Consider the following 12,343-nt stretch of genomic DNA (forward strand, 5'->3'; position numbering starts at 1 on the left):
CATTGAGGTGATGGAAGACCTCTTAGTTGAGCGGTGTTTGACCTTGGCTAATTCTATGCACGAGCCAGTTCGTCATCTGACTCAATTTCATTGGTGGCCAGTGTGACTTTCTCTTTCCCATACTATCCGGATTTGGGATCAATAGTGCTATGAGTCGCTGACCAGAAATTGTCCATCCTCAACGACCATCTTATCCCAGTGATTTAAGTGATGCCTTCCTGGGAAGTACTCAAGCCTTTACGCCCTAGTCCTAAAGGCTTTGGACATCCAAGGATCAAGATTCTAAAGCTGCCGGTTCTAAGACATGCTGAAAATGAACTACATCTTCTCTGGGGTCAGCATAGGTGACTTTAAGCTCGATATAATCGCCAGGAGCTACCGGGTTGGTAAAGCGAATGGCCATCTCTAAACCCAGCTCTTCTAATAAAACCAGGGCTAAATTGTCATTTTCCCGTAACCAGCGCAGGACTAAACCTTGCCAAACTTGATCGAGATGGCGACGCAGAAATTCTAATCCCCAATACCGGTTAGTTTGCCGTTCTACCCAGTTGGCTTCTTGGGTGCTGGGAGCAATGGCAGCCATAAGTTCTTGAAGTTTGGCTTCGGAGAAGGGTAGGGGGTCGCCACGCAGATGGGCCTTGAGTTGGAAATGAGTCAGTAAGTCCATGTAGCGCCGGATGGGGGAGGTTACTTGAGTGTAAAAGTCGAGTCCGAGACTGGCGTGACGGGCGGGGGTAATGCTCATTTCACTGCGGGGCATACAACGACGTAGGGCGCAGGAGCGGACAGGCCCTGCGGGGAGTTGCATGAGTTCTTCGGCTGGGGGAAGTTCAGGTTGGGGTTGGGAACGGAAGGGAAAGGGGAGTTGATGGGTAGAACCATAACGTCCGGTGACTTCTCCGGCGAGGATCATCATTTCGGCGACAAGTTGCCGAGAGATGGCATCTTCGAGCAGGGTGATGGTTACTTCGTCGTCTTTGACTTTGATGGAGGCTTCGGGTATGGAGATGTTGATTGCGCCTTGGGCTGTGCGCCAGGTTTGCCGCAGTTTGGCGAGGGTGGCAAGGGTGGCGATTTCTGGTTCGGCAGGAACGCCCAGATGGAGCATTTCTTCTACATCGTCGTAGGTGAGGCGATAGGTGGGTTTGATGAGGGTGGCGTGGATGGTGTAGTCGGCGATCGCCCCTTCTTGATCTAAAATTACACCAAAACTGAGGGCACAGCATTCTTTCCCTTGAATTAAACTCATGGGGCCGGTGGCCAATTCTGAGGGAAACATGGAAATCATGCCGGTGGGGGTATAAATGGTAGTCCCTCGCCGTCTAGCATCTAGGTCTAGTTCATCTCCAAGGGTTAACCATCTTGTGGGATCGGCAATGTGAATCCAGACCCGAATTTGAGCATCGTCTAGGTATTCAATGCTCAAACCATCGTCAATTTCTTTGGTACTTTCATCGTCAATGGTATAGACCTTAAGATGGGTGAGGTCTAGGCGGTTGGAGTCCGGGTCATCCGGAGGATTTTGAAGACAACCTTGGGCCACTTCGAGTACCTTTGTTGAGAATTGAGTTGGAATTTGACTCCGCCGCAGAAATAGGTTTTCGTGGGGACTCCATATCCCCAAAGCAACTAAGAGATCGAAGCAGGCTTGGGGGGTATCGGGACGATTGAGGGCTGTTAGGGTTTCGCCAACGATCGCCGACGGTTTGAACCCTTCTGTGCTATTACCATGGATAGCGTATTTCTCGATCGCCTCTAGACGGGAGCGATCGCTATTTGTCCACTCTAGCACTTCTCCCGCTAGGGCCCGATTGAGGCGATCGAGAAAATCAATGGCTTCCTGTTGCCGTTGTTGTTGAACTTCTTTTTGGTGCTGAATTTCCGCGACTAAACTACTCGGGCGGGGTTCATAGCGATCGCCCTTTTGCTTAAAGTACAGCTTATCTTCAACCAATAAGCAATGGGCAGCATAACACAAGGGAGGACTTTGATCGCTATAGAGCAACTGAGCTAGTTCTTCGGGGGTTACCGCTTCCCCCGCTTCTACCAACAGTTCCCAGGCTACTTCTAAGTTGGATGGGTCAAGATAGGGATCTACTTCTTTGAGGAATCGGGGAATATCTGAGGGGGTATAAGCTTCTCCCGCCACTTCATAGGTAATTTGTTGGCGCTTAATCGTATGACTATGAGCGCCTTCGTCAATCACTACCCAATTTTTCTTTCCTTCTGGGCGATCGGCGACTGCTAGTCGCCGTTCCCCATTGAGCCTAAATTCGATTAGCCTTCCCTTCTCCACAGCACTATCCTAGGGATTGATTCACAACATCACAGCCTTAATTTACCAGTCTTTGGCAGAGTTAACTTTCCTAGTTCAGAATTCTTCTCTGTCCGACTTTTCTCCATAGGATGTGCTGATTTTATCCATCCTGACTCCGCTGCTTAACCTTCTTGGTTGACAAAGGGTAATAGGGCAATCAGCCGCGCCCGTTTAATGGCTGCTGTTAGGGCACGTTGTTGCTTACAGGTTAATCCTGTGATTCTGCGAGGTAAAATTTTACCTCTTTCGGTGATATATTTACGGAGCAAATCCACATCTTTGTAATCAATTTTTTCTTTGGGTTGAATGGGGGAAACCCGTTTTCTGTAGTAATTTGACATAGGTTTGATCTCGGTTGATATTCTGGGGACAATGGGCTTAATTCCAGCAACTCAAAATAAGCAACTGGAGGTTATTTAATTTCCTTGTGGGTTGTATGGGCGTTACAGTGGGGGCAGAACTTTTTCAGCTCTAATCGGCCCGTCGTGTTACGACGATTCTTCTTGGTTGTATACCGAGAGACACCTGGCGATCGCTTCGCCAAGTTACTGCGACACTCTGTACATTCTAGGGTCACAGTAATGCGGACACCTTTATTCTTAGCCATAGCTTTACGGGCGCTAAAAGTTTTTAGAGTTAATTAAACACAATTTCCTATTATCTCATACGTCTTTGTAATTGTGCAACTATTTGTTTGAGTTTCAAATCTAAGGAATAACCACGACGGGTTTGAATCATCAAAGTCCCTGCTACTTGGTCATGAAAGGCTTGTCGCCAATTGGTTTCGGCAAAGGCCCAGCCACAATCGACCCCTAGGGGTAAGATTAACAGCAGTGACCAGGCATTGGCTGGATTGAGAGAATTAAATCCGATCAAGGCCAACATTGAGGCGAGTCCGAGAACGGCTTCCCGTTTTAATAAGTCAGAAAATAGGGGAGTCCGTCCCGTTTGGTCTACCACTCGCAGATCAAAGGCATAGCGTCCCAGACTTTGCCCCTTATTTTTGAGGACAATAAAAATTCGAGCCGTAAACCAAGCTAAGAGAAAGGCTAGTAAAAACAAACTCCTACCGGCGATCGCACAAAAGAGCCAAATCGTAGCCAAATCTATAGCAAACGCTGCTGTCCGTCGTGACAGAGGCGCTCTGGGAAAATAGCGATCGGGGGGGGGACTGAACATGAACAGAAGGGAATAGGGAATAGGCAATCGATTAATTCTTTTGATGGTGTGATAAGGCCTGTTCTAGGGTCGTGATTTTTTCTTCCAAATACTTATGCTGCGATCGCCGAATCAAATGCCCCTTCAACCGTACCATGACTTCTCTGATATTGAACGGTTTGGTAATATAATCAACCGCTCCCAGTTCAAAGGCTTTAATTTTATCCGCCACCCGAGCGATCGCCGTAATGAAAATCACCGGAATTTCCTCAGTTTGAGGATTTTCCTGGAGTTTTTGATACACTTCATAGCCATTCAGACCTGGCATCATCACATCTAGAAGGATCAGATCGGGACGGATTTGTGCAGCGATTTCCAAAGCTTCAAGACCATTGACTGCTGCTTCCACTTGATAGCCATCATCAAGCAAAATTTCAAGCAACAAGCGCATGTTAGTGGCATTATCTTCAACCACCAGGATGGTAAATTGGGATGGTTCAAACTGAATGTGCTGCATAGAACTCTTAACCAAAAATGGGATGACTCTATGGCATCTACTGCCCTATTCTTAAGGTCTACCGAAGAACAAGGCGATCGCATAAAACCCCTTTGAAAATCCTATCCGGTATTCTGGCTTGTTCCGACTAAACAAGCGCCTTCCCAAGTAATCCCCGTCAGATTTGCACCCTCTAACTCGGCACAGAGTAAATGGGCTTCTTTTAAGTTAGCACCAATCAAATTCGCACCACGTAAGTCAGCTTCTTCTAAATTCGCTTGAGTTAAGCTTGCTCCTTGGAGATCGGCATAACTTAAATCAACCCCTTTAAGATTAGCATTATTCAAATTTGCACCTCGCAAGTCAGCGCCTCGCAAATCTGCACCTTGTAGCTTAACCCCGATGAGGTTAGCGCCACTGAGAAATGCCCCCGCTAAGGACGCTTGGGTTAATGTAGCACTCATCAAGTTAGCCCCTCTAAGGTTACTCCCTCGCAAGTCAGCTTGGGTTAAATCTGCTTGCATTAAGTTTGATCCGAGTAAATTACCCCGCAGATCAGCCCCAATCAGTTGAGCTGCCATCAGATTTGCACCGTCGAGTCGGGTTCCTTTGAGATTAGCAGAGGAAAGAATCGTTCCCACTAAGTTAGCTCCCGCTAAATCAGCATTCGGAAGTTGGACTTCAGTCAGGTCTTCATCTTCTAAGTTTACCCCTGGAAGGTGTTTGAGATGGCCAGCACGAAGGGCAACAAGATCTAAATCCATAGTATTTATTAGATTCATCAGTAGGTTGAGTTTAGGGAAGTAAGGGGGGTGGGATTTTCATCAAGTAACCAGATGCCTGAAGCAATTTTAGGGGGCAAGTTCGAGAGTTGCAAGCCCTGTTGCATTCCTCGCACTAATAAGGTCAACGTTTCAACTAATTTGGGGTCAAATTGGGTTCCAGCCAGGTCTTGGCAATATTCTAGGGCTGCGATCGCCTCTTGGGAATTCTGACTCTGGAGCTGCTGTTCAAAGGTCGCAATCAGACTGAGAATCCGAGATTCAATCGGAATCTGATCGTAGGCGAGACCTTCCGGTTTGCCAGAACCATCCCAATGTTCGTTTTGATGACTAATAATATGGGCGATCGCCTGAAGTTGGGGCATCATCCGCAAAATCGAAGATTTGGGCAAGTCTGAGAGCTGTTCCTGAAGTTCTTGTTGCCGTTTGCTTTGGTAGGGATCGAGGGCTTCGGGGAGACCTTGTAAGCAGGGCAGTCGATGGAGCAGAGCCGCTAACCGTAAGCGTTTCACTTGCCACACCGGTAAATCTAGCAATTGTCCCATTACATCTGAGAGCGCTGCCACTTCTGTCGCTACATGGGGGTTGCTCAGATCGGCTTGGTCAATGACTTGAGCCATCCGTAACAAGGCTTGAATTTTATTGGAGCGCAAGTTATCCGTCAGGTCTTGAAACTGATAGAGAGGGGAATCACTATTGTAAGGGTTAAGTTGATTTTGGCAGTTTTGCAGATAGTCTACAACAGAAGAAACGACAGCATTGAGCAGATCGGCTTCTGGAGGTTTAGGGGTGATATTTTTCAGGCGATCGCCGAGCTGTTGAGCTAATTTTGGATCGTAGGCTTGCAGATGTTCGGCCACTAACGTAACAGTTTCCTTAACTAACGTCGGTTCAAATGTCCAAAACCCATAAAATTTCCGTTCGCAATCGTTTTTTGGCCATCCTTTTACCCCATAATCAACCGCAGATAATTCTTGACATAAGACCATCGCCGTATAATTGTTGGACAGAATAATCAGATGCCATTCCTGACAAACTGGATCGTGGCTCTCTAGACCCACTAATTGAACATTGGGGAATTGACTGGTCGGATGTTGAGTAAATCCTGCCTCTTCAGTGGCTAAAATCACCACTTCGGAAGCTCGCTGGGCTAATTCTCGATAGCGTTCTGCTTCTTGCTCATACCATTTCCCCTGTTGGAATGCTGCAATCAGCAGGGGCTGATCCTCACATTGGAGAATAAAATCTTCTAAGGCATGACACAGGGCAACCAAAGTATTTTTATAATAGACCCCAAAGTTCAGGGGTTGGGTGTTTTTGTGGGCTGTATGCAGTTTTTGCAGGATTGAGCCAGTTAACATTATTTTATCTTATCAGTTGCTTATGAAATATTAATCTTCAATTCTTGCATTACATTTTGACATAACTTACCAGGGTAGAGCCACACTTTTCAGAAAATCAAAAAAGACGCTTATCATACAACTCCTGCACTTAGGATGCCTATCATGGACGAATTAAAGCTTCTGTTGAGAGCGATCGCTCATTGTGTCCCCACCTATGGTATAATAGTTAGTGACCTGGGCTTTAAGACTTGGAAGAGATGATTTCTGCAACGAATGAGAACGAAACCAATCACCATGAGCGATCCATAGCTGTTGTGGGGATAAGCTGTCGCTTCCCTGGCGCAAAAAGCTACAGTGAATACTGGAATAATTTACTCCAAGGAGTCAATAGTATCACTACCACATCCCAGAGATGGGATATTGACAAATTTTACTCTTCCATTCCAGAGACTGCCAACAAAACGATTAGTAAATGGTCCGGATTAATCGAAGGCATTGATAAATTTGATGCCGGATTTTTCGGGATTTCGCCAAGGGAAGCCAGTCGAATAGACCCTCAACAGAGGATTCTCCTAGAATTGAGTTGGTCTTGTTTAGAAGATGCAGGTTATTCACCGTTAGAACTCTCCGGAAACCAGATAGGAGTATTTATCGGTGTTTGCAACTCTGACTATAATCAAATACAACATCAAAATGGCAATATTCAGGGACATACCGCCACAGGAACGTACACCTGCATGATTGCTAACAGAATCTCTTATTTCTTTAACTTTCATGGTCCTAGTGTGCCCGTAGATACCGCTTGTTCGAGTTCTCTAGTTGCTCTGCACCAAGCCATCAATTCCATTCAAGCACAAGAATGCCAAATGGCACTTGTAGGTGGAATCAATATATTATGCACTCCCACCAGCTATATATCATTCAGTCAGCTCGGCATGTTATCTCCAACAGGGCAATGCAAAACATTTGATAGCCAAGCCGATGGCTATGTTAGAGGAGAAGGAGCCGGAATAATCCTATTAAAACCTCTAGAACAAGCCCGATTAGACCGAGATCAAATTTATGGTGTTATCAAAGGAAGTGCCGTCAATCATGGGGGCAAAGCAAGAACATTAACCGCTCCTAATATTTATGCTCAAACTCAAGTTCTACGAGCTGCCTATACCCAAGCCAATATCGCGCCTAACACCGTTTCTTACATAGAAACCCATGGTACAGGAACACCCTTGGGAGATCCCATAGAAATCAATAGTCTCAAACGGAGTTTCAAACAACTCCATCAACACTATGGAATCCCAGCACCACAAAATCCCTACTGTGGTCTAGGAGCAGTAAAAACGAATATTGGGCATACAGAAGCCGCCGCCGGAATAGCTGGATTAATCAAAGTTTTATTATCGATAAAAAACAAAAAAATACCTAAAATCATTAACTTCCAGAAACTCAATACTCGAATAGACTTAAAGCACACACCATTTTATCTAGTCAGAGAAACTCAAGAATGGAAACCACTAATTACAGAAAATGGAGAAATAGTTCCTAGGCGAGCCGGAGTAAGTTCCTTTGGTTTTGGAGGAGTCAACGCTCATATCGTTTTGGAAGAACCGCCCGAACAAGACAAACTACAAACAGAACTAGCTCCTTCATTCAATATATTAACGCTTAGTGCTAAAACCAAACCCGCGCTGCAAGACTTAGCCCAGAATTATATCCCTTATTTACAATCTCAGAATGAATCTGAAATAGCAGACATTTGCTATACCAGTACCCTAGGACGGGCGCATTTTGAAGAAAGACTAGCAATCGTGGCTGAGTCGAAGCAAGAGTTAGAGGAAAAACTCTTAGAATTTGTCAACCAACCTTACACCTACGGGGTCATTCGAGGAACAGCACCGTCCGCCCACTCTCAAGATGTGGCTTTTCTATTTACCGGTCAAGGGTCTCAATCTATCAATATGGGACGACAATTATATGAAAGACACCCAACTTTTCGCCAGGTTTTAGACGAATGTGACACAATTCTAAAATCCTATTTAGAAGTCCCTCTATTAAAAGTTTTATATCCTGATGAATCTCAGCCCCTTGAGACCTCTCTCATTCACCAAACTGCTTATACCCAACCCGCTCTCTTTGCTGTAGAGTATGCCTTAGCTAAACTATGGGAATCTTGGGGAATACAACCCAGTATTGTGATGGGTCATAGTGTCGGAGAATATGTCGCTGCTTGTATTTCTGGAGTCTTCACTTTAGAAGAGGGTTTGAAACTAATCGCCATGCGGGGACAATTAATGCAACGCTTGCCTCCCGGCGGCCAAATGGTCTCTGTATTAGCATCGGAAACTCAAGTCAAAGCAGTCATAAAGAACTATTCTACACAAGTTAGTATCGCCGCTTTTAATGGGCAACGAAGTATTGTCATTTCAGGGGAAATAGAAGCTTTAGCCGTTATTTGTAGTCAATTAGAAAGTCTGGGAATTAAAACTAAAACGCTACAAGTCTCCCATGCCTTTCATTCCCCATTAATGGAACCCATGATAGCGGAATTTGAAGCGATAGCTCAAGGAGTAACTTATCGTCAGCCCAAAATCCCGTTAGTTTCTAATGTGACAGGTAGAAAAGTTGGAGAAGAAGTCAGCACTGCTCAATATTGGGTGAATCATATCAAAGAACCGGTTAGATTTGCACAAAGCATGGTGACCTTATGTGAGCAAGGATATGAAAATTTCTTGGAAATTGGGCCAAAACCTGTATTGTTGGGCATGGGAAGAGAGTGTTTACCTGAGGAAGGCGGCCTATGCTTGCCTTCCTTACGTCCAGGAATACCAGAATGGCAACAAATGCTCTCTAGTTTAGGGGAATTATATGTAAAAGGGGCGAAGGTAAATTGGTTAGGATTTCATGAAAGTTTTGGTTTCTCTGGACAGAAAGTTTCTTTGCCGACTTATCCATTTCAAGGAGAAAAGTATTGGATAGAAGATTCTGAGCTTAACGATGCTTCTCTGGTAACTACAGATCAAGGAAATTCAATTGTCAACTTATTGAATCAAGGCGATATATCGCATTTAACTGAACGATTGAGAACGGTTGAAGATTTTAGTCCTCATGAAGTTGATTTACTTCCCAAATTACTGAAGTGTTTGGTCAAGCAACATCGACAAGAGTTAGGAAAAGCAGGCATTCATGATTATTTTTATTCTATAGATTGGCGAGAAAAAGTAGGTTTTGGTCAGACCCGGTTAATCCAACCGGTAGATATGGAACGTCAATCCATTTTGGGTGAGTTAGAACTCAAGCAAGAAAAGCCAGGAAATATTCTGACTTTATTAGAGAAAATTGGTATAGAGTATATTATGCAAGCCCTAGATGAAATGGGCTGGTCTTATCAGCCTACAGAGCTGTTTTCACTAGAGAGAATTACCCAAAAATTAGGGATCGTCAATAGCCAAAAACAACTGTTTAATCGGATTTTACAAGTTCTTGTTCAAGAAGGAATGCTTAAAAAACGATCGCAACAGTGGGAAGTTGTACAAGAGCTAACCCCCGTAAATCCAAGTCAAATTTATCAGTCGAGATTACAGAAATATCCGGATATCGTTGCCGAATTAACGCTTCTTCACCGTTGTGCGTCTCAGTTGAGTGCCGTATTACGAGGAGCGATAGACCCGGTACAGCTAGTCTTTCCAGAAGGGGATTTGACCGCAGCAACACACCTCTATCAAGAGTCTCCCACTGCTCAGGCGATGAATACCATCGTCCAACGCGCAGTCAGCCAAGTGATAGAAAAGTTACCTCCAAGGCAAGGGGTCAGAATCTTAGAAATCGGCGCAGGAACAGGAGGAACAACCGCTTACCTTCTCCCCCACCTTCAACCGAGTCGAACCCAATATATTTTTACCGATCTAGGAAACTTATTTCTCCGGAAAGCACAAGAAAAATTTCAGGACTATTCCTTTGTTTCGTACCAAACGTTAGATATTGAAAGCGATCTCGAACAACAGAATGTTGATTTACATCAATATGATATCGCGATCGCGGCTAATGTCCTTCATGCGACTGAAAACCTCAAACAGACCTTAAACAACGTACATCAGTTACTCGCTCCAGGAGGACTCATTGTCTTATTAGAAGTTGCAACCCAGAACCTATGGCTAGATTTAGTTTTTGGACTGTTAGAAGGATGGTGGAGATTTCAAGATCATGAATTGCGTCCTGATTATCCATTGCTCAATCGGCTGCAATGGCAGCAACTGTTGAAGGAAACGGGATTTAGCGAGCCGGTCATACTCCCTGAACAATCGGGGCAATTAGACCTCTCTTCTGACCAAGTCGTGATGATTGCACAAGCAGAAGAAACCGCTAGACTCGAAGACCGAGCAGTCTCTCAACATTGGTTGATTTTGGCAGATCCAGAGGGAATTGCCCAGCACCTAGCGACCCATTTACGTTCAGTCGGACACTCTTGCACGTTGGTATTTCCTGGAGAAAACTATCAAAAGATTGGAGCAGCAGAATTTATCCTTAATCCTCACCACCCTTTAGAGTTTGGACAAATGATGACTGAAATTGTCCAACAGTCAAGTTTATATGGAGTGGTGCAATGCTGGACTCTGGAAAGGGGAGATATCCTTCAGAGAGAACCGTTAAACGAATGGTTGAAATCAGGATGTGGCGCGACCTTATTCTTAGTGCAAGAATTAGTCAAACTTGAGAATAGCCAACCGCCAAAATTATGGGTCGTAACCCAAGGCGTGCAACCCCTTCCTGAACCCGAACCCCTATTATCTGGACTCGCCCAATCTCCAGTATGGGGGATGGCCAAAGTAATTGACTTAGAACACCCAGAATTGAACTGTGTTCGAGTCGATCTTGACCCAACAGAATCGGTGGAGACTCAGGCATTAAACTTATTGGATGAACTCCATTCAAGGGAGGGTGAAAATCAAGTGGCTTTTCGAGGACAACGCCGTTATGTTTCTCGGTTAGTCTCGAACGATCTGGCTACACCATCGATTCATCCCAGCTTCGGTAAAGAGGTGACTTATCTGATTGCAGGAGGCTTAGGGGGATTAGGTTTGCTGGTAGCAGGTTGGATGATTGAGCAAGGCGCTCAACATTTAGTATTGCTCAGTCGCCGTTCTCCTGATGCGTTAACCGAAGAAAAATTAGCTCAACTGAGGAAATCGGGGGGTTCCGTGACGGTGGAAAGGGCTGATGTATCCGATTTAGACGCAATGACTCAGGTGTGCGATCGCATTAATCGCTCCCCATACCCCCTAGCAGGAGTGATTCATGCGGCGGGGATGCTCTCGGATGCCGTCTTGCAAAATCAAACTTGGTCAAGTTTTGAACCCGTTATGAAAGCCAAAATAGAAGGGGCTTGGAATTTGCACCAGCTTACTAAGAACCAACCTTTAGATTTCTTCATTCTGTTCTCGTCTGTTGCTTCTCTGTTTGGTTCTTCTGGACAGAGTAACCATGCTGCTGCTAATGCTTTTCTCGATCATTTAGCTCATTATCGACGCAGTATGGGACTACCGGCATTAAGTATTCATTGGGGAACCGTATCCAAAGTCGGAGAAGCAGCAGAACGGGGTGCAGATATTCGTTTACAACAACAGGGGTTAAATGCTATTTCCCCTGACGAAGTTTTAGAGGCTTTAGCGATTCTCTTGACTGGAGAGTTAACGGAAGTGGGCGTTGTCAATGTGGATTGGTCTATCTGGGAAGATCGGATTGCCCATTCTCCCTTCTTGGAAGATTGGCAACAGAAAGCCACAGCGACTGAGGTGACCCCAACTGTTGAATCAAATATTGCACAACAGTTAAGCAATGCTACGCCCAAAGAGCGGCGATCGCTGCTCATCTCTCATCTGCGGAATCAGATGGGCCCAATACTAGGTCTTAAGAACGTTAGCGAAATTGGATTAGAAGATAAGTTTTTTGAACTGGGAATGGATTCTTTGACTTCCGTTGAATTACGCAATAAACTACAAAGAAACTTGGAAATCACTCTGCCCTCGACCCTGGCATTTGACTATCCGACAATCGACAAGTTAGTTGAATACCTGCTTCAACAATTATCTGGCTCACCCATAGCCAATAGCCCATCTTCTATTCCCGAACAACAGGAGGATACCCTAGAGGAAGATCTTGAAGAAAGATATGCTCTAATACAAGACCTGTCAGAAGAAGAAGTTGAAGAATTGATTAATCAAAAATTGAATGCACTACTAGACGATTAGGGGGG

8 protein-coding genes and 1 pseudogene are annotated in these 12,343 nt (G+C 45.0%); 2 read left to right on the forward strand and 7 right to left on the reverse strand.

Going from position 1 to position 12,343, the window contains the following annotated elements:
* Positions 1 to 167 precede the first annotated feature (167 nt).
* Positions 168 to 270 (forward strand): annotated as a pseudogene (locus J7545_RS23895) (IS5/IS1182 family transposase); the annotation flags it as partial.
* Positions 271 to 274: 4 nt separating this feature from the next.
* Here the strand turns inward: J7545_RS23895 and J7545_RS03760 are convergent.
* The 7 genes from J7545_RS03760 to J7545_RS03790 form a co-directional block, all read right to left on the reverse strand.
* A complete protein-coding gene (locus J7545_RS03760) occupies positions 275 to 2,296 on the reverse strand; it encodes a ribonuclease R (protein WP_318719153.1) in 2,022 nt (673 codons plus the stop codon).
* A gap of 143 nt (positions 2,297 to 2,439) precedes the next feature.
* On the reverse strand, positions 2,440 to 2,658 hold the full coding sequence (gene rpsR, locus J7545_RS03765; RefSeq protein ID WP_271945029.1) for a 30S ribosomal protein S18: 219 nt from the start codon (positions 2,656 to 2,658) through the stop codon (positions 2,440 to 2,442).
* Between the two features lie 71 nt (positions 2,659 to 2,729).
* The gene (rpmG, locus tag J7545_RS03770) at positions 2,730 to 2,924 is read right to left on the reverse strand and encodes a 50S ribosomal protein L33 (RefSeq protein WP_271945032.1); all 195 of its coding nucleotides are present in this window, start codon (positions 2,922 to 2,924) and stop codon (positions 2,730 to 2,732) included.
* Positions 2,925 to 2,974: 50 nt separating this feature from the next.
* On the reverse strand, positions 2,975 to 3,496 hold the full coding sequence (locus J7545_RS03775) for an RDD family protein (protein WP_318700752.1): 522 nt from the start codon (positions 3,494 to 3,496) through the stop codon (positions 2,975 to 2,977).
* Between the two features lie 31 nt (positions 3,497 to 3,527).
* The gene (locus J7545_RS03780) at positions 3,528 to 3,992 is read right to left on the reverse strand and encodes a response regulator (protein ID WP_318700751.1); all 465 of its coding nucleotides are present in this window, start codon (positions 3,990 to 3,992) and stop codon (positions 3,528 to 3,530) included.
* A 101-nt stretch (positions 3,993 to 4,093) separates the two neighbouring features.
* Positions 4,094 to 4,735, reverse strand: a complete 642-nt coding sequence (locus tag J7545_RS03785; RefSeq protein ID WP_318700750.1) for a pentapeptide repeat-containing protein — start codon at positions 4,733 to 4,735, stop codon at positions 4,094 to 4,096.
* A gap of 17 nt (positions 4,736 to 4,752) precedes the next feature.
* The gene (locus tag J7545_RS03790) at positions 4,753 to 6,114 is read right to left on the reverse strand and encodes a DICT sensory domain-containing protein (RefSeq protein WP_318700749.1); all 1,362 of its coding nucleotides are present in this window, start codon (positions 6,112 to 6,114) and stop codon (positions 4,753 to 4,755) included.
* A 239-nt stretch (positions 6,115 to 6,353) separates the two neighbouring features.
* On the opposite strand from J7545_RS03790, the gene J7545_RS03795 reads away from it, so the two are divergent.
* A complete protein-coding gene (locus tag J7545_RS03795; RefSeq protein WP_318719154.1) occupies positions 6,354 to 12,338 on the forward strand; it encodes a type I polyketide synthase in 5,985 nt (1,994 codons plus the stop codon).
* Positions 12,339 to 12,343 lie beyond the last annotated feature (5 nt).

Source organism: Roseofilum sp. SBFL (assembly GCF_017746885.1).
In the GTDB taxonomy this organism is placed as follows: Bacteria; Cyanobacteriota; Cyanobacteriia; order Cyanobacteriales; family Desertifilaceae; genus Roseofilum.